Raw genomic sequence first — 20,380 nt, forward strand, 5'->3', positions numbered from 1 at the left:
CTCTCTCTTAAAAAAACTATATTCCCATTATCCCAAATCTTCGGCATTATTTCCAGCTTGCCCAGCAATCATCGAAACATCCTATATTCTTGTCCGGACGGGATTCCCTATTGACCTGCAAGCTGCGGAACATCAACAATCACTATTTACAAATTATACAGCTTAATTCTAATATGTTTTGTTGCAAAATACACATAAACAGCAAATAACCCGCCGATATGCTCTCGGCGGGCTATCACTTGCACCCTAAATGGGCGGCTATATTGATCGTTAACTCACTTAAAAATCAATCAAACCCAAACTGATTTGCAGAGAATCATCTACCTTATTCATCGTTTCATCGTCCAGATGGGTAATCTTGTCGGTTAATCGCTGCTTATCAATCGTTCGGATCTGCTCCAGTAATATCACGGAATCCCGGTCAAATCCATGGGACGCCGCATCAATTTCCACATGAGTCGGAAGCTTGGCTTTCTGGATTTGAGCGGTAATGGCCGCAACAATTACTGTTGGACTGAACCGGTTGCCGATATCGTTCTGAATGACGAGGACCGGCCTTACACCGCCCTGTTCAGAACCGACAACGGGTGAAAGATCCGCAAAAAATACGTCGCCGCGTTTTACGATCACTGTCTACACCCCGCTTACCAAGCGGTCCAGAGTGCTGTCTGCATCTTCCTCCGCGTGAAACGCTTCAGATGCCATTGTCAGGTTGATCTTAGCCATTTCCATATAACCCCGCTGCATGGATTCGCGAATGTAACGCTTCTTGCGTTCATTCAGATATAGCTTCATGGCCTGCCTGATAAGCTCACTACGGTTGGAATTTTCCAGCTGAGCGATCCCGTCCACTTCCTGCAAAAGATGATCCGGTAAACTGATCATGATTCGTTTGGTGTTCTGCATGTTGGCCACCTTCTAATACACCCCCACAACCTTCTTGCCCTGTGCACCAGTATTGCTTTATTCAAGGAAAATTATACAAAAGAATATATATGCCACAGATATATTGAGTATGCTGCATCTCATTATAAACTACATCCGGCACGTTCGTACAGACTAACTGTTATATTCTTAATTCGGGAAAGCCTGTACATATTCCTTCTCCTTTAAATAAAATAAATACGGTCGCCCAGTAAAAAAAGCAGTATTACAAAAGGGGATTTACAATCTTAACAGGCATACCTGCGCGCATATAAACCCGCGGTACGCGGTGAGCAATCATGCAGAGTAATTCATAAGGGATGGTGCCCAGCATGGAAGCCAGCTCATCTGCCGTTATACACGAATCAGATTGCTGACCGATGAGTACAACCTCTTCACCGGCTTTAATTTGTTCCGCCTCTTCGGCGAAAGATTTTAATGATATCATGCACTGGTCCATACAAATATTTCCGACAACAGGAACACGACGGCCGCGTATCAGCACTTCCGCTTTACCGCTCAGCATACGGGAATAACCATCAGCATAACCAACAGGAAGGGTTCCTATCACTTCTTCCTCTTCGGTTACATACTTACTGCCATAGCTGATGCCGTAGTTTGGCGGCAGTTTTTTGACGTAGACCATCTGCGTCTTAAGCGTCATGACCGGGCTCAAATTCACCGCTGATCGATTCACCTCACCTGGGTACAATCCATACATTGCGATGCCGAGTCGCACCATATTGTATGATAGATCAGGAGTATCGATGGCAGCAGCACTATTACCCGTATGTATAATCGGGAGGGTGTAACCTAAATCCCGAAGCGCGTCCGCCACGCTTTTAAAGCGCCGATACTGCTCAAGTGTGTAGCTTTTATCCTCTTCATCCGCTCTTGCAAAATGAGTAAACATACCTTCAACGAAAACTTGCGGAAGGGAGAAAGCCTCTTCTATGAAAGATATGGCATTCTCTCCAGGCAAAAGACCTAATCGGCCCATGCCACTGTCGATTTTGATGTGTACCTTCAGCTGCTTTTCTCCTGCTTCCGGCAGTGCCCTAATCGCTTCGAGTACCTCCGGAGTAAACAAGGTTACGGTGACATCATGCTTCCATGCCATTTCAATCCCTTCTGGCGGCGTGTAGCCCAGTACAAGAATCGGCAGCATGATCCCTGCTTTGCGAAGCTCCAGCGCTTCATCCAAAAAGGCAACGCTTAAGTAGTCCGCACCCAGTTCTTCCATCTCCCGTGCAACCTCTACCGCACCATGTCCGTATGCATTTGCTTTGACACAGGCTAGCAGCTTCATCTGTTCCGGAAGTGAATTCCGGATGCTGTTATAATTCGCACGAAGATGATCCAGATTAATCTCCGCTTGAGTAGGTCGATATGTCATTTGCAATTCCAGTCACCTTCTTACCATTTTGAAAAAACTCAGGATTGAACCAACTTCATAATATATTATTGAATTATTCAGTTGATTCCTACAATAGATTAATGGTAATGTTCCTTACGGCAACTGTCAAACCAACCGATAAGCCAGTTTTACACACTAGGCTTCACCTGCCTTGACGGATAAGCAAATTTCATAACTACCACTTGAAATATAAGGAATATTTTTTCAGGAAAAATATCTTCCTTATATTTTTTAAAGAAAGAGGCGAATGGCCTTCACTGTAGAGAATCCCCCCTCTACAATGCCCGGTATCCGCCTTCCTCCTTTTATTTACCCGATTGTCCCTGTATGGAAGCAGCGATTTCCACCATTTCCGGAGTTGGGAGGTTTGCACTCGTAATTCGGAACTCTACCCCGTCTGACATCCAGGTCAGTGTTTTTTGCTCAGAATCTGACTGACCCCCTGTCATGAGTCCCATCGTAAACCCTAAATCCACTACACTTCCTGGAACGAGCGACACAGCGCGGTCCTGTGGACGGGATTCCATAATTGTATACTGGTACACCCCGTCATATCGAAGAACAACCGTATAGTCTTTACTGTCAGCCATCTCCTGCACACTCTTCCGCATCACTCCAGCCGGCGTATAATCCGGTTCGATAATGCCAAAGGCTCCAAGCTGCTGGTTTACAACAGGCTCTGCGTCAGTAACCCCGGCTTCACCAGTTCCATCTTTAGAAGCAACAGGCATGCCGCTTCCTTCAATTCCACCCATCGTGTCTTTTGCTTCCGGATTCATAGCACTCAGATTACGGTTCGTATCGAAAGAATCTTTAGTCAGATTCGTATCGAAGGTGAAGGAGTTGAATTTCACATCAACAACCACTTTAGCCTCCGAGTCCGTTACCTGAACCTGCTTCGGTGAGTAGTTATCCTTAGCCAGCCAGATCTTTTGACGAACCAGTGCATGGCTATGATAATTCGCTGCAACATCAAATACATAGCTGTCTTTGTCTTCTGCAAACTGACGTGTGTTATCTCCTAAAATACTGCCAAGCATTGTCTGGTACAGATATACCTGTCCCTGATTCTCCGGCCAATCGCTTTTGAACCGGAAGCTCTTGTTAAGGCTTGGCGTTAGAACAAACACACCATCATCATTACGAAGTACAATTTGTGTTATATCCTTCTGTCCGTTCGTCAAGCTGATTCGGTAGTAAGACGGAGCCTGGTACCATACCTCTACCTGATACTGCTGAGGAGTTGACCCTGTATGTATGGTCATCACTCCTGCACCCTGATAAGCTCCTTTGGCACTTTCCAGCTTATCTGCCACCTTGCCCAGATCTTTAATGACTCCAGCAGCATCCTTCTTCCCACAACCCGATAACACTAGAGTAAAGCTTAAAACAGCAGCGAGCAGCACCCATGAAATCCGGCGCATATCATCATCCCCTTCAGTACATGTTTTGAATTGATTGATACATGTCTATGAGGGACTTGTTCACATTATGCAGACGGGCATGACAAGCCGGAAGTTGTCTCAACAAAAAAAGCCTCGCATCAAGGATGCGAAGCTATTACTCATCTATATCACTGACGAGGCTGTGTTTTCCACCGTGGTCCCGTACCCAAACACCGTTTCGTCCACTTGGTCTGAAGCTGGAAGCCTTCTAGATACAGGATCCAGTCTCCAATACACGCTGACCAGGAAGATTGCAATTCCACACCATAAAATAACCCCGTTCCCACCAATCCATAAACCAAGAGCACCGCCAATCAAGCTTCCTGCAGGTGATGCAATACCGCTCAAGCCTGTAGCAGCAGCGAATACAGAACCAAGGTTTTTGGCTGGAACCCCCTTTTGAATTACGGTATTAATAATTACATTCGTAATGCCCCCCGGGACCCAGGAAAGTCCATAGACAAGTATTGTAAGCCAAGGCCACGGTATGAATACACAAACGCCCCAGGCAATTCCACAGATCATAAATGCCCCAGAATACAGTGCACCTAGACTAATCCGCTCGAGTTTCAAGTAAGGAGCAGCCACAGCTCCCACTAAACTTCCGAGTGCCTGCGCCATCAGCAGTAAGCCATAAATACCGGCACCGCCCATACTGTCACTAAAGGCAGGCAATACGGTAAAGGTTGCTCCACCTGCTGCATTAACCATGATGATGCCAAAGAGTAATCTGGACAGCGGCGTAGCAACAAGCGTTCTGATCCCGTCCTTCATATCGGATAAATAGCGAGTCTTGAAATCCCGTATAGCAGAAGCAGTGGAATTTTGTGAGAGATTTGTATGGCCATCCTTATTAATATCTGCCGTTCTTGAAGGCATACGTATTTGTGTAAACAACAACGCCCCAATGAAAAAGCCGATCGCATTCCAGAAATATAACGATACCGCCCCTATGGCTACAATAAGAACTCCGGATATAGCATTGCAAGCTACGTCAATCCCTTGATATGCGATGGAGAACAGCGAGTTACCCTGCGTTAATAATTTCTTATCCAGGATTTTCGGAAGAGCCGACAATTGAGCCGGATACACCCACATATTACAGGTTGATAGAATCGGAGTAATGGTAAGAACCAGGCCTACGGTCAGAAAATCAAAATAATAAGCAATCGGGACAATCAGCAAAACGACACCTTGAAAGAGCTGCGTGAAGACAAGAATACCTCTTACGGGTAGGCGATCAATAAGCGGACCGGAAAAAATCTGAATAATTCTAGGGATGATTGATAAAAAGCCTGCCAATCCGGTAAACAGGGTCGAGCCGCCTAAATCATATACAAGCCACATCGCCGCAACCGCGTAAAGGCTGTCACCGATATTGGTCAAAATCCGGCCTGAAAACATAATCGAGAAATTTCGGTTTCTGAAAATGTCCATTTTAATTCAATCCCCTTTGGACGCTTTAAGCGTCAGATTTTTTCTTCGCAGATATGAGCTTAAAGCCGATAGCAAATTCCTCTCCCTCATCCTTGGAGGAGGAAGTAAGAGTAACCCATTTTTCCATGAGCGATTTAAATTCTGCTGTCAACTCATCTCTCTGCTCAGGTGTCAGGGAGAGTCGGAGGTTGATTTTCGTTGAATTGGAAGATTCAAAGCCATCCGCAAGAACAGGATCAGACAAATGATCGCCGTCCAAATCAAACCACTTTGCCTTCGACATGTAATATTTCTCTACGATTCCTCCAGTAGTTCGCGTTTCAACCAGGTCGATCAAGCCCCCGTCATGCAGCTTCTGAATATGGTAATGTGTGCTTCCCGGCGATTGTCCAAGCTCATCGGCTACCTGTTTGGCGGTCTTGGCGGTGTCTGCAATAGCACCTATAATCTTGATACGCTGAGCACTGCCCAGCAGCTTGGATTGCTCCACCGATATGGGAATAGAATTTTGCTTCGGATTCATTTAACATCTTCTCCTTTTTGCATGGAATTCGATCTGGATTCGATTTGGATTCGATCTGGTTTATTAATTCATACTATATTTTTTAATCATTCTAAATTTTTAGATCGGTTACTTATCAACAATAATAATCCATCATTTTCCTTTTGTAAATAGGCAATTTAAAATATTTTTTTGCAGTTCAACCTGCAAAAAAAGGCCAACCAGGGATCCCTGGTTGGCCTTTTCCTTGAACATTTGATATGTAATCAGGATGGTATTATGAAAATGAACATGTCTACCTGTCTCTCTTATTCATAATTGACTTAATCAGTGACTTTATCATTGATTTTATTATTAGTATAAGAAATATTATTACGATAAAAGAAATAATAACCGTTTCCCAAATAATAATCATTCTTCACACCACCTGTAAGGAGAATCAAATGTTTAAAACCGCACATGATGTAGTTATCTCTATGATATACGAAGTATAGATGGACAGCAAAGAGAAATCGAAGAAAATAAAACAAGCTGGTTCCTGTATAGGAGCCAGCTTGTTTTATTTTCTATTCCAAGTGTTTGACCATATGGAAATATACATGCTTATTAATGATGATTTCTTTATCGACCTCATATCCGGTTCTTAAATACAAGGAATACGCTCTTTTGTTGCCTGTAACGACAGCCAGTGCGATTTTTCCATACCCTCGCTCTTTGGCCCGGGCCTCGGCAGCTCGAATTAATGCCGACCCGATTCCCATTCCTTTATATGAGGAAGAAACCGATAATGTATCTATATAAAATTCATCTTCATCCGCTTCTTTATCCAATGTAAATGATGGATCGTTCTTCAGTTCACGCAGCCGCTCCACCATCGGTCGATCCAGTTCCTTCGCTTCGTCACCGCCATAAGTGACAATAAGGCCTGCTGCCTTACCATCCACTTCACTTACCAAACATTGATGATAGCTAAGACGTCCTTCCTCTTGTTCAAAATAAAACGCAAGGTCTCTAAGTGCATCTTCTTCGCTTTCTTGTCCTGTCAGCTGGTGAGCAATATCGTGCAGCGCATCATAAAGCAGACGGGCTGCAGCTTGTGCGTCTTCCTTAACTGCTGGTCTGATGTTCATATCTCTCCAAGTCTCCTCTAAGTTGAACGTTGTTACAACGGGGTGAAACAGATACTAATCTTCTCTAAAATGGCTTAGTCTTCTGAAGATGGTTCCTTCGGAACCAGATTGAAAATTTCACCGCTGACCAATGTGTCAATTAACCGGTCAAGCCATTTGTAGTACGATATGGCCTCTTTCATCTTTGCCTGGTCTTCCTGCAGCACACTCATAAGCAGCGGATCATCTTCATGCTGTCTCATCAGCTTTGCGGTTTCTTCCAATGCTTTTCCCAGAATGACAATATTGCTCTCAACCGATTTTCTCCATTTTATATCAAAAAAATCAGCAAAGGTCTGGTACCAGTCATATTCCACTTCATACAGATCTTTGCGTGAACCTTTCTCCCACACCTTGTTTACCATCTTGTAATCAAGCAATGTCCGGACACCTGTGCTCATGCTGGTCTTGCTCATCTTCATTTCCTGACCCATCTCATCGAGATTCATCGGCTTATCTGCAAAAAACAATAGCCCGTATAAGTGCCCCGTCGACATCGAAATACCGTATAAATCCATATTGCGCCCAATATTTTCAATAACACGTTTACGAATTTTGTGTACGGCGGCCTGCCGTTCTTCATCTAACTGGTACAAGCTCATGCTTGCAGCCTCCTCTTTCTGTGACCGTCTCCGCTTTGTGGCTATTTTGCCTAATTCCACGGAAGTTAATGTCTTGCTGTCCCAAGAAAAAAACGCCTTGGTCCATCCTTTACACATTCTCTCGTTTATTGTAGGGAAAGCTATTTTAAAAGTAAAGAACTCCAGCCTTGAGCATTAAGGAGCATGTGATAGCATATGGGAGGAATAGTTTGTACAGTTTTTACTGTACGTTCTACATGTACGGATACAACATTTGATACAATACGTTCTATATTGTTACAATGTTACCCATGGGTTTAATCGTGATAACCATAAAGCGCGGCTAAGCGCTCGGTGAATAATCTTAGCTTCTATATATAAGGGAGGAATATCTTTGGCCATTATGCAAGTCAGAAACGTCAGCAAGCTATTCGGCCCTCATGCTGAGCAAGGACTGGAGCTTCTTCAGCAGGGTTGGAGCAAAGAACGTATTGCAAAAGAAAAAAATATAACCGTCGGTGTCAATCGTGCAACCTTTGAAATCAACCAAGGCGAGATTTTCGTCATTATGGGATTGTCCGGCAGCGGAAAGTCTACGCTCGTGCGTCTGCTAAATCGCTTAATTGAGCCTACCTCAGGGGAAATCCTGATTCACGGCCAAGATTTAAGAAAAATGAATAAAGAACAACTGAGGAACGTGCGCCGCAAAACCATTAGTATGGTATTTCAGAAGTTCGCCCTGTTTCCTCACCGTACTGTAGTCGAAAATGCGGAATATGGCCTTGAAATTCAAAAGGCAGACAAGAAAAAACGCCGCGAAGCCGCTTTACGGTCTTTGGAGCTTGTAGGTCTCAAGGGCTGGGAGAATAAAATGCCTGATCAATTGAGCGGAGGTATGCAGCAGCGAGTTGGTCTGGCCCGTGCCCTTGCAAACGATCCAGAAATACTGCTTATGGACGAAGCCTTTAGTGCACTTGACCCGCTGATCCGACGGGATATGCAGGACGAGCTCATTGAGCTTCAAGACAAAATGAAAAAAACCATTATCTTCATTACTCACGATTTGGACGAGGCTCTTCGCATTGGTGACCGAATCGCACTGATGAAGGACGGTTCTATCGTACAGATCGGTACGCCGGAAGAAATTCTTACACAGCCAGCCAACGACTATGTTGAACGATTTGTTGAGGATGTAGACCTGTCCAAGGTGCTAACAGCAGCTCATGTTATGCGCCGTCCGGAAACTATTACTCCAGACCGCGGCCCTCGCGTCGCTCTGGAGCTTATGCGTGAGCGTGGAATATCCAATTTATTTGTTATTGACCGGGGTAAACATCTGCTCGGCGTCATTACAGCTGAAGATGCCAATCATGCTTTGCGTAACAATCTCAAGCTTGAAGACATCATCATTCCGGATGGGCCAAGAGTCGGTCCTAACACCCTTCTGAATGAACTATTCGAAATTACGAGCTTATCGAAGGTTCCGCTTGCTGTGGTGGATGATGGTGGTAAGTTGCTTGGCGTTATTGTTCGCGGAGCTGTTCTCGGTGCCCTCGCCGGAGAGAGCAAGAATGAGGAGGTGAAGACGAATGCCTAAGATTCCACTCGCCGATTGGATTGAATCCCTGGTTAGCTGGATGGAGGATTATTTATCAGGCTTCTTCGATGTCATTGCTGCGGTAATCGAAAGCATCGTGGGTGCGTTTAGCGATTTGTTCCTGCTTCCACATCCGTTGATTTTTATTGTGATTTTCGGGATACTTGCTTTTTTTGCAGGCCGTCTTCCACTCACACTCTTCACGGTGATCGGATTTCTGATTATCGATAATCTGGGCTATTGGACACAGACGATGGATACGCTGAGCCTGGTTCTTACTTCAGCTCTTATTTCCATCCTGCTCGGTGTACCGATCGGAATCTGGTGTGCGTATAGCAAAACCGCATCAAGGATTATTATCCCGCTGCTTGATTTCATGCAGACGATGCCTGCGTTTGTATACCTGCTGCCTGCAGTTACCTTCTTCAGCTTAGGTGTGGTTCCTGGTGTTATCGCATCGGTAATTTTTGCCATTCCACCAACGATTCGCCTGACACAGCTCGGTATTAAACAAGTATCCGGAGAACTCACGGAAGCCGCTGATGCATTTGGTTCCACCTCCAGCCAGAAGCTGTTTAAGGTTCAGCTACCGCTGGCTATGCCGACACTTATGGCGGGGGTTAACCAGACCATCATGCTGTCCCTGTCCATGGTCGTGATTGCTTCCATGATCGGAGCTCAGGGCATTGGAGCCGAGGTATACCGTGCGGTAACACAGCTCCAGATTGGTAAAGGATTTGAAGCGGGTCTTGCTGTCGTCATCTTGGCGATCGTTCTCGACCGCTTTACACAAAATATTTTTAAAACAAAGAAAAGGGGTGCGTAACATTGCGTAATATCAAAAAATCGAAATTCTGGATGACACTCAGCCTGGTTTCCGTACTTGCCTTGTCAGCGTGTGGAAATAGCGGAGACAATGCGAAAGGTGAAGCGGGTACCCAAACCGTCGGAGAACAGGTTAAATACGAAATTATCGGTATTGACCCTGGGGCAGGCATTATGAAAGCTACGGCAAAAGCCATTGAAGACTACGGTCTGACCGACTGGAAACTGATTGAAGGTTCAGGAGCCGCAATGACAGCCACTCTGGCTAAAGCGATTAAAAAGGAAGAACCTATTGTCATTACAGGCTGGACTCCACACTGGATGTTCGCCAAATATGACCTTAAATATCTGGAAGATCCGAAGAAATCCTTTGGTGAAGCAGAAGAAATTCATACACTCGCCCGTAAAGGCTTGAAAGAGGAGCAGCCGGAGGCTTATCAATTCCTGGAGAACTTTAAATGGACTCCGGAGGAAATGGGCGAGATCATGACGGCAATCCAGGAAGGCAAATCACCTGTGGATGCTGCTAAAGAATGGGCTGAAAGCCATACGGACCGCATCGATGAGTGGACAAAAGGGATCAGCCCTGTCAGCAACAAAGAATTGAAGCTCAGCTATGTTGCATGGGATTCCGAAATTGCTAGCACCCACTTGGTACAATATGTGCTGGAGAACAAGCTCGGTTACAAGGTGACCGCTCTTCAAGTAGAAGCCGGCCCAATGTGGACAGGGGTTGCAAATGGTGATGTGGATGCCACCGTCGCTGCATGGCTTCCTCTGACTCACGCGGATTACTGGAACAAATACAAGGAACAGGTAGAAGACCTGGGCGCCAACATGGAAGGTGTTAAAACAGGCCTGGTTGTTCCATCCTATATGAACATTAACTCCATTGAGGATTTAAAGACGAAGTAATTTCATATCTTCTATGCACAAAAAAGAGCTGCCTCGACAGTGATATACTCCCCTCTATACGGAGAGCATGTCAGCTGCGGGACAGCTCTTTTGTATTAGATTATTCTCCAAAAAGACTATTGAACAGGAATTCTGTAGAACATGCGCGAGCGGCTATTGTTGGTGAACCATATAACGTTGTTTCCAGCAACGATAGGGTTGCATTCGGATAATTCGAAGTGCTTTATCGTTTTGATGCTTCCAACGATTTGCCCGTTGCCATTAACGTACACATATTTGAGATCACCAATCTGGTAGCTGGTCTTGTCGAATTCCTGCCACAGCACCATAAACTTGTCATCCGTGATCTTTACCAGTTTCGGAATCGAGGCAATATGCTTGGTGCCCACATATTTCGCCAGTGTAATATGCTGCGCAGTTCCATTGTCGCTACTATTTTTAGGCAGCACACTTAACATGATATCACGCTGATCCTCTTTTAAACCTACCAATTCAAACGAGGTATATTGCTTCACAAGCGAATGATCGATTGTATTTAACGCGACAATGTAATTGTTCGCTGAGATTTCGAATCCACCAATTGAAACACCGGTAGCATTGGCACCTGTTGCACCAGGGATATCAAACATGCTGGCCATGTCGTAGCGAGTTCCATCACCCTTCTGCAAGGCTATTGTTCGAGGATAAGCATCGCCATGATCAACCAAGACATGAGACGTGCCATCGAACAGCACATATTGATCGAAGGAATGGCTGACATGATTGCTCTGGAATTTTCCGAGATCATTCATAACCGTCATTGAATTCGTATTGATCATAATAGTGAGCTGAGATTGGTGATTTAGCCCGTCCTCTGTCATGTAGCGTTCACGAGAAGTATGAAATACTAATGTATCCCCTTGTTCAGCCATTCTCCCTGCAGCGGCATCAAAAGGTATGACGGTATAGGCCTTTCCTCCCTTAATCGAAACACTATCCACTCGTTTAAAGTTCTTATCATATCGAACAATACGGATGACTTCCTTATTATCATTCTCTTCGTGATTCGTTTGTCCAAAGGCGATGTAATTGTAAGTGTTACCGCTATAATAACCACCGAATATCGGAAGCTCATAGGCAATTGTCTTGCTGCTTATGGGTTCAAATTTCCCGTTGTACGTTTCTATCTTAAGCTTCTCACCCGCATTAATAGCGCTTATCGTCCCATCACTATTGTTCACCAGATAGGAGGTGACTGTCTCCTTCCATCTCGGAAATAATGGTGATTCCAGGTTGTGGTTATTACTTTGCTCACCTTTTAATTTGACACGATAGGCATGATCTGGAACCACCGAATACAGCTGGATATTATTCTTTTTGGCGTCATATTGGAGTTCAAATGGAATTTTACTTGCCAAGTCTCTTAATTGAAAATAATTGCGGTTGTTCACTGTGTACGCCTTGATATGTACCGGCTTTCCATTGATGAGCAACTTCGAGGTAGAAAGCACAGCATTATAGTTGCTGAAATAGCCCATATCGTCTTGATCTTCAGTATTATACGATTGTCCTGTTAGGATCTCGATGGCATTCTTCTGTTGATTCCAAACAACATTGAACTGACTGCTTGTACCAGAAAAAGCTTTAGCTATATCCCTTAGCCCGTAGTAATTATTGTTCAGAATATTAAAGCCTCTTAAATATACTCGTGAATCATTTATGTATACATCATGTTGAGAATACTCAGCTCTCACCGTACTGCCAGCGTAGATTGTAGATGTGGATACACTTCCAAGTGTTGGTATATACAACAATACAACGAGTAGCGCACTAATTAATCTTTTTATCATCATTACCCCCGAATTATGTGTTTACGAAGCTCCATCTTAAGCTAAACACCCTTGAAAGCTCATATGCTGTTTGCTTTTTTCATTCCTTACTTGCTGTACACTCCCATAAATCCCTGTTCTGTTGCCTTTAGCCAAGACCCGCGAACACAAGTTTCTCCTCCTTTTTTAATGGTTCTTTTTAACTATACAATATTACCCACTTCCTGATCTATACAATATTAAAAGCAACTACTCTTGGACCAAAACAAAAAAATCGCTGCATTTACATGCGGCGATTTTTAAACTTTCCGATCTATGATTCTATTCTTTAATTGTTACTTTCACCGGTGAATATTCTGCAATTACGGTTTGACCATGAACGGATACGCTGCCTTCCGGCGTCAAATCCTTCTCTGTCATAATGCCAAGGGCAATTGTGAACTGATTGAACTTGATCGGTACATTTTTCTCGCGGCGTACTTCTTCCCCGTTCAGATAGAACACCACTTCATCATTGGCACGGTTGTAGGTAATTTTGTACGTGTTAAATTCACGTGCCTTGAAGTTGGTATCTTCTTTGAAAATGCAGAAATAACGGGTTTTATTCGACTCAGGCACTTCAACGCCCGGGAATGGAAGAACAGCATAAACACTCGCATACTTGTCATTTGAAGCAAAAAAGTCAAGGGCAGCGCCTGTTGTGAAATCGAGCAGATTCAGAGATACATATCCATCGTACAGATCACCGGGCACCGTTCCTTGGGTACGGGCGCGGATTTGAAGCTCGAAGCTGACTTCTCCCTCTTCCGGTACCTTCACGTCTTCTACCGAGTAGTACATATGTTTCGCGTTGTCCAGAATCTGAACCTGATTATTCTGACGGCTGAGCGGAGCCCGTACATACAAAATTCCATTCCGCACGATAACTACGGCATTCGGTTCACGGTATTCCCAGAACGTGCCGTCCGGCAGCGGGAAGCCTCCCATTTTCCAAACTTCTCCTTCGGATAAAATGGTATGAAAATCTCCAAAAATACGCTCTTGTTCCATGATAGAACCTTCTTTCCTACATAGTTTGAATAATGCCCTGTACCATAAGCGAAATTATCAACACACCGCCACAGCGAAAGGTTGTCATCGTTGAAGCACCCATAAGCGGCAGATAAGCTTCGGAACGATTGCTGTCTTGTAAACGTCCATAAACCAAATATAAAGGAATAACTGTTAACAGTGCCAAAAGTGAATATAGCGGCAGTGCTCCTGCTATTACACAGGCGATAAGTGAAATGCATGCAAGGATAAGCAGGATGCGGGAGAATCGAAGTGCTCTTTTTTCACCCCATACGACCACAAGGGTATTCTTCCCGGCTTGACGATCCGCCTGCCAATGCAGAAAATGATGGTTGAACAGGATCAATGTTGTCAAAAGCCCGATGGGCAGAGACAGCAGCAAGGCGCGGATATCCAAATGAGAGGTCTGTACGTAATAAGCACCCATTACAGGCAAAACACCAAAGGATAGCAAAATCGCGATCTCGCTGTAACCTTTCCCCCGGTATCCAAACCGAATTGGCGGAGCTACATAGAAATAAGCAATCAGTCCACCCAAACCACCGAATACAAAAGCCCACCATCCACTGAACAGGCTGAGAATGATACCGCTCAAGGCTGCAATTCCAAACAAGATCCAGGTCATCATCTCGAATTTCCGTAATGACCACTTTCCGTTCGTCAAAAACCCCGAATTGGTAGAAATCGCATCGACGCTGTTCTTAGCCTCGTCATCGGTCCCATTCTTAAAATCCCACAGGTCATTGACCATATTGGAAAATAAGTGAGCCGAGCCTGCACCAATCAATGTCAGTATAAAAAGCAGCGGATGAAATTCGCCAGTCCATACATAAGCCCCCAATGCACCAAGAATAACGGGAATCAGCATGACGGGAATAACCTTCATCCGCGAAGCTTGTTTGAACTGTGTCCAGGCGTTCACTGAATCAACTCCTTTCCGTTGTTACAAAAAATACGCCGCAAAACATTTTGCAGACGGGAATTGTGAAACAAAGTACTTGTCTATTAAGAATATCACAATTGTCGAAACTTGTAATCCACTAGTTTTGGAGAGTCCTTAGACCGAGGTTCGCTCAATGAACATAAAATCAACTTCTCTTTGAACAGGCTCTTGATCAGGCTCCTGGATATGATTAAAAAGAATACGAAATGCCTCTGCACCCATATCCATAAGCCGGTTATCAATCGTGGTCAGGCCCAGCAGCCCGCTGATGGGCTGATTATCGAACCCGATAATCGCCAGCTGTTCCGGAACTGAAATCCCGAGTTTCCCAGCTTCCCATAACATCCCCGCAGCAGCATGATCTCCTGTAACCAGCATCGCACTTGGACGCTTTGACATCGCTGCAAGCTGCTTCATAATCGCAGCCCCATCCTCCATATCCACGCACCCGTCGATAATCCATTCTTCCCTCAGCGGCTCTCCCAGCTCACTAAGCACTTCACGATAAGCCTCAAGCCGGGCTCTGCTGCTCGGGCCGTCCATCCGTCCAACGGTAAAGCCAATATGCCTGTGTCCTTTCGCAACAAGATATTCCATCGCAGCACGAAACGCACGGGAATGATCTATAAATATGGATGAAAAAGCTCGTTTACCGGCTTCCAGACAGCACACGATCGGACCATATCGACAGTACTCCTCGATTTGTTCAAGCGGGGTTGCTGTAGATAGAATAATAATCCCGTCAATCTCCCGGTTACGCAGCATCTCCAGCACCTCGCGCTCCTTATCCTGCTCATATCCGGTCTGACAAAGCACCAGTCTATAATGGTTCGCAAGCGCCTCACCGCCAATTCCTTCCATCAGCGCTGAAAAATAAGCATGGTTAATGATAGGCAGCATAATGGCTGCACTTTTGGTTTTACCTGTAATTAAATGAACTGCGTTCATATTCCGGGCATATTTCAATTGCTTCATCGTTTCGAGGACCCGAGCTCTTTTCTCATCACTTACGTAGGGGTGATCATTCAGCACACGGGATACCGTCGAGATCGAAACTCCTGCCAGCTTGGCTATTTCTTTTATATTCGCCAAATCCTATGCCTCCCCTTTGTTATGTCTTTGTTTGAATAGTAGCATGTTTGGAGATGGGAATCATCTTGAGTAACTCTGATGAAACACACTATTGAATGAAAAAGCACTTGCTCTGGTATGCTTTTCATAATATACAATAATCTTCGAGAGACTGACCAAGGCTGGCGTGACCGTGAAGGGCGTGACATGGTCAGTTCTTTATTGGTTTTAGTTGCTGAGTCCCTTTGGTTTACGAATAAGAAAGAGCCTGCTGTATATACAGCAGGCTCTTTCTTATTTAAGCATTGTTATCTTCTATTGCTTATGAAACGAAGGTTTCTTTCGCAGGATCATCAATGCCAATCCTAGCATAATGAATCCTGTGCCAACCAATTGAAATGGTAAACGACTATCTTCTCCTGTCTTAGGCAATACATTGCCATTCGGCTTATGAGGGCTCGCACTCTGACCTAATGTATTCCCATTATTGCCATCACCAGACTCAGGACCCTCATTCGGCGTTACACCTGTATGATCATTACCTGATGGATCACCCGGATCACCAGCAGCCGGTGGATTCTCGTTACCCGATGGAGCTGATGGGTTTGAAGGATCGGTTGGTTGACTAGGATCAACCGATTCACCTGGCTCTCCAGAATCACCTGGTACTTCTGGCTCAACCGGATCTACTGGTTTATCCGGGTCAGGGTCAACCGGCTCTCCAGGATTCGGATCAACAGGAGGGTTCGGATTGGTTTCACCACCGCCGCCTCCACCGTTCCAATGGATATATATATTTTCTATGGTAACGAGTGCTTCTTCTCCAATAATAACTGTAATTTCCGTCAATTTATCCTCTAGGAGATAACCATATGGAGCACGAGTTTCCTCGATATAGTATTTACCTGGTCTTAGATCAGGAATGATTAACTCTCCATATTGATCTGTTGTAAGCTCTGCCAGCTCCTTACCAGCACTATCCTTCACCAGAGCCATGTTGGCATCCAGAAGTCGGAACTGTGCTCCCGGCAGTTTCACGTCAGGGAGACCTTGCTCGATCTTGGTCAATTTCACTGAGCCTGTATTCATAGAGTTCTTAAACTCAAGGGATAGCTTGGTATCGTCCAGGATTTCGAACTCCAATGGAGTAACGCTCAGTACATAATCATCCGGAGCCTTAACTTCTACGAATTGATAGCCCCCTGCTTTGAGCTGATCAACAAACAACTTGCCATCCTGATCCGTCGTAAGACCGGTTCTCACAACATTATCTGCTGTATCCCACAGCTCAAATTCCGCACCTTGGAGAGTCTCCCCCGTAGCAGCATCTACTTTCAACAGTTCAACGGAACCGATGTAAATCTCATTCTGTGCGATCAATTGCTTAGGTGCTGATTGATCTGCATCCACAGTGAAAGGAATCGGAGTCCCATTCAGTTTGTAGCCTTTCGGCGCTTTGGTCTCAACAAACTGATAGCTGCCTGGCTTCAAGTTATGAAGCTGTATCTTTCCGTCCGTATCGGTGGTGAATTCAGCTGGATCAGGCACGTCAATAAACTCAGTCCCATTATGAATCTGAAGTTTAAAGACTGCACCCTCCAGAACCACGTTCTGGTCATCTTGATCTACCTTCGTTAATTCCACATCCCAGTTACCCTGTACGTTCGCTACTGTAAAATCAGTCTCATCCGTCTTAAACTTCAGAATCTTTCCTGCCTTGTACTCTGGTGCTATCAAATAACCGGCTGGAGCCTCCAGTTCTTTGAGCATGTAATCTTTATATTTGTAGTTCGTAAATTCAGCTACACCATTCTCATCTGTAATTAACTCTTCCAGCAGATTAACTCCGGTTTTGTCATAGAGACCGAAGCGAACTCCTGGTAGAGGTGTCTTTCCATCAGCGGCATCTACCTTATGTACTTTCAGATTGCCCTTACCTGGGGCATTGGCTCCGCCGCCAGCTCCCGAGAACATTACTTTAATATCAAAATGTTCATTTTTATCCACAACACCCGAAGATTGACCTTGGAATGAAACCTTGTTATTAATTACTTCATTATGATCCGCATTAATGAAAGATTGATACTCTAGCAGAAACGAGCTTTCGATATCCTCTTTAAATACAAGTTCAAAGGTATTCCCTTGAACCTCCAAAGTATATAAAGACTTATCTACCAAACTTCCCTTTCTCAAATCCCCTTTTGCATCAACGATATTGTGGTACAACTTAAAGGAATCCTTCACGAGAATTTGATTCGGGGACAATTCGTCTTGGAGTACAGCACCCTTCTCGATATGTGACAAACTCCGGTTAATATTCACTTCCCAGTATGCAAAATCGGCATTGGCACCTGTTCCTTGTTTTCCTGTTTTCATCACGTATTCTCCAGGATATTTCGGATTAACCGCGGCCGATTTCTTGAAGATAAATCCGTTCGCTGCCTGTACATCACGTAATGTAGCTTCGTTACTGTAATCCTTAATGACAGGGAGTCCCTTCAGGCTTGTTTTATATGTAATTCGGTATACAGAATCGATCTCGCCAAGCTTCAATTCAAAACCGTCTTTATCATTTTCTTTTTTTGTCTCAAACGTATATCCTGTGAACTCTTCTCCGGTGTCTACACCATTTGAGCCTCCTGTAAGCTTCAGCTTATGCACCGTCAATGAACCCGGAACAAATGTCTGTCCATTTGTATAGAAGTCGCGAACCACTGCATCTTTAATCTTATGCAGGTTGTAGTTCACATCAATAGTCCAAGTAATCTCCTTGGTTGAGGCATTATACGTCCCGGTCTTATGACCATTGTCTTTCGTATAATTATCCGGGTCAACTTCTCCTGATTTGGTGATGGATGGCTGCTGAGTGTTATCCTCATCCCAATTCAATACAGCCTGATTACGATAAGGGTTCGGATTAACCCGTGTGGAATCAAAAGAAGTCTTGTAGGTAATATCATGTCCAACCGATGTCGGATTCTTAAATGTAAGGAGGAATCCTTCTTCATAAGTTGGGTTCGGTTCTACGGTATAATCTCCTGTTCCGTCCCCATTATCCGGTGCAAGCCCGCTTACACTCAATGAATCAGGAAGAAACGTCAGACCTTGACCAGCAAAGCTATCCTTGATCACGATTTTATCCATAGTCTTGTTGTCTTTGTTCAGACTAATCTTCCATTCAATCGTTTTGGCTGCGTAATCCACTTTGCCTGCGCGCTTCGCGAAGATGACTTGACCCACGTCACGACCTGCTTCTATGCTCGTACCATTCTCAATCTCCACTTTATTCTTAACCGACACTTTATCGTCATGTACACGATTTATGGCAGAGGTCTTATAGATAATTTCATAAGCTTTGCTAATCTCATTTTGGAATGTTAACTTAAATCCATCCGCTAAGGTATTATCAACATAATAATCCTGATCCTTTTCAAGTGCGGCTCCTGTTGTTCGTTTCGCTTTCCCGTTATCATCAATCGTCATCTCATAGACTTCGAACGAATCCTCAGCAAGCTTTTGATGGCCCTTATCAAAGGTATCCTTGATCCAGGCCTTCGCCTGCGGAACCGCCTGTTCATTGTAGTTATACTGAATAGCCCAGGTAATCGTCTGCGTGGATGATTCGTAGCCTGTTGATTTTTTATCAAGCGGCTTGCTGAATTTCACGGCTACACTATCCGAATCTCCCAATTTGATATCAGGGTCTCCGGTAAGTGCTGCATCATTCTTGTAAGTGGCATCGGCAGTTGATGTGATTGGGGTTGTATACTTCACGCGATAAGCGCTGTCTATGCCGCCAAGGAGAAGCTCAAATCCATTCGCGGTTGGATTTGATGCAAAGCTTGCAGGAGTCTTCCCTTCTACTACACTTCCATCCAGCTGAACATCAAGCGGATACACTTCAATCGAGCTCATATCGACGGAAAGCCCCGCCGGAAGTGCATCGGTAAAGACCGCATTCTCAATCTTTTTTTCACCCATGTTAAAATCAGCTGTCCAGTCGATCTTACTAGCGTTCATTCCTTTATTGGCTTTCCCGCTCTTGTCGAATTCACTGCCTGATTTGCTCTTAAAATGGACAGGAATCGTAGTCTCTTCTGTTTCGTTGTACTTAAAGACTACCTCCTGATGGGTTCCTCCGGAGAACGATTTTTCATCAAAATATCTCCACACGAAAAAGTTACCTGTTAATTCATTTTGATCATTAATTTCTTCATTAAAAGTAAGAATAATTTCTCCTTCAGGAGTTACAACATATGTACCGATACCCCCGTCTAAATCGCCTCTTTTTTCACTGTCTATCTTAAAGTTCTCAGGCAAATGAAAAGAGAAGGCAGCTCCTTCTCTATATCCATGATTCTCAGGCAGCTTCCATTCAAAATTAACCTGAACCTTTGCCCCTTGATCAGGACGAACCGTTTCAATAAGATTACCAGCCTCGTCTTTTATGACAACAGACGTAATCAGATTCTCAGTGATCACTCCTTCACCGGCACCTTCATCCGCAGCGATAGCAAATGAAGAAGGTATCCATACATTGATCATAAGGGCTGCGATTAAAAATACATACATGGATTGTCTAAGTATCTTCACTACACAATTCACCTCGTTTTTCCAATTTAATATTTCATTATTTTACAAAATGAAGTTGAATACTTTTTGAATATGCCGAAAA

The 20,380-nt window shown here is 44.4% G+C and carries 16 protein-coding genes; 3 read left to right on the forward strand and 13 right to left on the reverse strand.

The annotated features are described in order from the left end of the window. Nucleotides 1–279: 279 nt before the first annotated feature. The 8 genes from BN1234_RS10025 to BN1234_RS10060 all read right to left on the reverse strand — a co-directional run bounded on the left by BN1234_RS10025 (nucleotide 280) and on the right by BN1234_RS10060 (nucleotide 7,496). The gene (locus BN1234_RS10025; protein ID WP_054956520.1) at nucleotides 280–630 is read right to left on the reverse strand and encodes a type II toxin-antitoxin system PemK/MazF family toxin; all 351 of its coding nucleotides are present in this window, start codon (nucleotides 628–630) and stop codon (nucleotides 280–282) included. A 3-nt stretch (nucleotides 631–633) separates the two neighbouring features. Beyond that, complete coding sequence (locus BN1234_RS10030; protein ID WP_046681343.1) at nucleotides 634–915, reverse strand: CopG family ribbon-helix-helix protein; 282 nt, start codon at nucleotides 913–915, stop codon at nucleotides 634–636. 235 nt (nucleotides 916–1,150) lie between these two features. Beyond that, nucleotides 1,151–2,326 (reverse strand): alanine racemase, encoded by a 1,176-nt coding sequence (gene alr / locus BN1234_RS10035; RefSeq protein WP_054956521.1) that lies wholly within the window; start codon nucleotides 2,324–2,326, stop codon nucleotides 1,151–1,153. 320 nt (nucleotides 2,327–2,646) lie between these two features. Then, nucleotides 2,647–3,765 (reverse strand): LolA family protein, encoded by a 1,119-nt coding sequence (locus tag BN1234_RS10040; protein WP_054956522.1) that lies wholly within the window; start codon nucleotides 3,763–3,765, stop codon nucleotides 2,647–2,649. A gap of 144 nt (nucleotides 3,766–3,909) precedes the next feature. After that, nucleotides 3,910–5,223 (reverse strand): MFS transporter, encoded by a 1,314-nt coding sequence (locus BN1234_RS10045; protein WP_054956523.1) that lies wholly within the window; start codon nucleotides 5,221–5,223, stop codon nucleotides 3,910–3,912. A 25-nt stretch (nucleotides 5,224–5,248) separates the two neighbouring features. After that, the gene (locus BN1234_RS10050) at nucleotides 5,249–5,746 is read right to left on the reverse strand and encodes an ArsR/SmtB family transcription factor (protein WP_054956524.1); all 498 of its coding nucleotides are present in this window, start codon (nucleotides 5,744–5,746) and stop codon (nucleotides 5,249–5,251) included. A gap of 545 nt (nucleotides 5,747–6,291) precedes the next feature. Continuing rightward, nucleotides 6,292–6,855: a GNAT family N-acetyltransferase gene (locus BN1234_RS10055; RefSeq protein WP_054956525.1), complete on the reverse strand. Its 564-nt coding sequence runs from the start codon at nucleotides 6,853–6,855 to the stop codon at nucleotides 6,292–6,294. A gap of 74 nt (nucleotides 6,856–6,929) precedes the next feature. Further along, the gene (locus tag BN1234_RS10060) at nucleotides 6,930–7,496 is read right to left on the reverse strand and encodes a GbsR/MarR family transcriptional regulator (RefSeq protein ID WP_054956526.1); all 567 of its coding nucleotides are present in this window, start codon (nucleotides 7,494–7,496) and stop codon (nucleotides 6,930–6,932) included. A gap of 382 nt (nucleotides 7,497–7,878) precedes the next feature. Between BN1234_RS10060 and BN1234_RS10065 the strand changes: the two genes are divergently transcribed. The 3 genes from BN1234_RS10065 to BN1234_RS10075 are packed head-to-tail and all read left to right on the forward strand — an operon-like array spanning nucleotide 7,879 to nucleotide 10,812. Further along, complete coding sequence (locus tag BN1234_RS10065) at nucleotides 7,879–9,072, forward strand: quaternary amine ABC transporter ATP-binding protein (RefSeq protein WP_170308022.1); 1,194 nt, start codon at nucleotides 7,879–7,881, stop codon at nucleotides 9,070–9,072. Next, nucleotides 9,065–9,898: an ABC transporter permease gene (locus BN1234_RS10070; protein ID WP_054956528.1), complete on the forward strand. Its 834-nt coding sequence runs from the start codon at nucleotides 9,065–9,067 to the stop codon at nucleotides 9,896–9,898. The genes BN1234_RS10065 and BN1234_RS10070 overlap by 8 nt, the downstream gene beginning before the upstream one ends. An 11-nt stretch (nucleotides 9,899–9,909) precedes the next feature. Continuing rightward, nucleotides 9,910–10,812 carry a glycine betaine ABC transporter substrate-binding protein gene (locus BN1234_RS10075; RefSeq protein ID WP_054956593.1) on the forward strand — a complete coding sequence of 301 codons (903 nt, stop codon included), beginning with the start codon at nucleotides 9,910–9,912 and terminating at the stop codon, nucleotides 10,810–10,812. 116 nt (nucleotides 10,813–10,928) lie between these two features. On the opposite strand, the gene BN1234_RS10080 is transcribed toward BN1234_RS10075, so the two are convergent. The 5 genes from BN1234_RS10080 to BN1234_RS10100 all read right to left on the reverse strand — a co-directional run bounded on the left by BN1234_RS10080 (nucleotide 10,929) and on the right by BN1234_RS10100 (nucleotide 20,298). Next, the gene (locus tag BN1234_RS10080) at nucleotides 10,929–12,644 is read right to left on the reverse strand and encodes a hypothetical protein (protein WP_156337190.1); all 1,716 of its coding nucleotides are present in this window, start codon (nucleotides 12,642–12,644) and stop codon (nucleotides 10,929–10,931) included. Between the two features lie 297 nt (nucleotides 12,645–12,941). After that, complete coding sequence (locus BN1234_RS10085) at nucleotides 12,942–13,670, reverse strand: DUF6081 family protein (protein ID WP_054956530.1); 729 nt, start codon at nucleotides 13,668–13,670, stop codon at nucleotides 12,942–12,944. Between the two features lie 16 nt (nucleotides 13,671–13,686). Then, a complete protein-coding gene (locus tag BN1234_RS10090; protein WP_054956531.1) occupies nucleotides 13,687–14,613 on the reverse strand; it encodes a prenyltransferase in 927 nt (308 codons plus the stop codon). Nucleotides 14,614–14,748: 135 nt separating this feature from the next. Beyond that, on the reverse strand, nucleotides 14,749–15,726 hold the full coding sequence (locus tag BN1234_RS10095; protein ID WP_054956532.1) for a LacI family DNA-binding transcriptional regulator: 978 nt from the start codon (nucleotides 15,724–15,726) through the stop codon (nucleotides 14,749–14,751). Nucleotides 15,727–16,020: 294 nt separating this feature from the next. Then, nucleotides 16,021–20,298: a collagen binding domain-containing protein gene (locus BN1234_RS10100; RefSeq protein WP_054956533.1), complete on the reverse strand. Its 4,278-nt coding sequence runs from the start codon at nucleotides 20,296–20,298 to the stop codon at nucleotides 16,021–16,023. Between the last annotated feature and the right edge of the window lie 82 nt (nucleotides 20,299–20,380).

Source organism: Paenibacillus dakarensis, from assembly GCF_001373415.1.
In the GTDB taxonomy this organism is placed as follows: domain Bacteria; phylum Bacillota; class Bacilli; order Paenibacillales; family Paenibacillaceae; genus Paenibacillus_AQ; species Paenibacillus_AQ dakarensis.

Excerpts from the sequence above, each read along its gene's own strand:
- BN1234_RS10055 (WP_054956525.1), bottom strand. The coding sequence starts at position 6,855 with ATGAACATCAGACCAGCAGTTAAGGAAGACGCACAAGCTGCAGCCCGT.
- BN1234_RS10065 (WP_170308022.1), top strand. The coding sequence starts at position 7,879 with ATGCAAGTCAGAAACGTCAGCAAGCTATTCGGCCCTCATGCTGAGCAA.
- BN1234_RS10040 (WP_054956522.1), bottom strand. The coding sequence starts at position 3,765 with ATGCGCCGGATTTCATGGGTGCTGCTCGCTGCTGTTTTAAGCTTTACT.
- BN1234_RS10080 (WP_156337190.1), bottom strand. The coding sequence starts at position 12,644 with ATGATGATAAAAAGATTAATTAGTGCGCTACTCGTTGTATTGTTGTAT.
- BN1234_RS10045 (WP_054956523.1), bottom strand. The coding sequence starts at position 5,223 with ATGGACATTTTCAGAAACCGAAATTTCTCGATTATGTTTTCAGGCCGG.
- BN1234_RS10060 (WP_054956526.1), bottom strand. The coding sequence starts at position 7,496 with ATGAGCTTGTACCAGTTAGATGAAGAACGGCAGGCCGCCGTACACAAA.
- BN1234_RS10050 (WP_054956524.1), bottom strand. The coding sequence starts at position 5,746 with ATGAATCCGAAGCAAAATTCTATTCCCATATCGGTGGAGCAATCCAAG.
- BN1234_RS10085 (WP_054956530.1), bottom strand. The coding sequence starts at position 13,670 with ATGGAACAAGAGCGTATTTTTGGAGATTTTCATACCATTTTATCCGAA.
- BN1234_RS10070 (WP_054956528.1), top strand. The coding sequence starts at position 9,065 with ATGCCTAAGATTCCACTCGCCGATTGGATTGAATCCCTGGTTAGCTGG.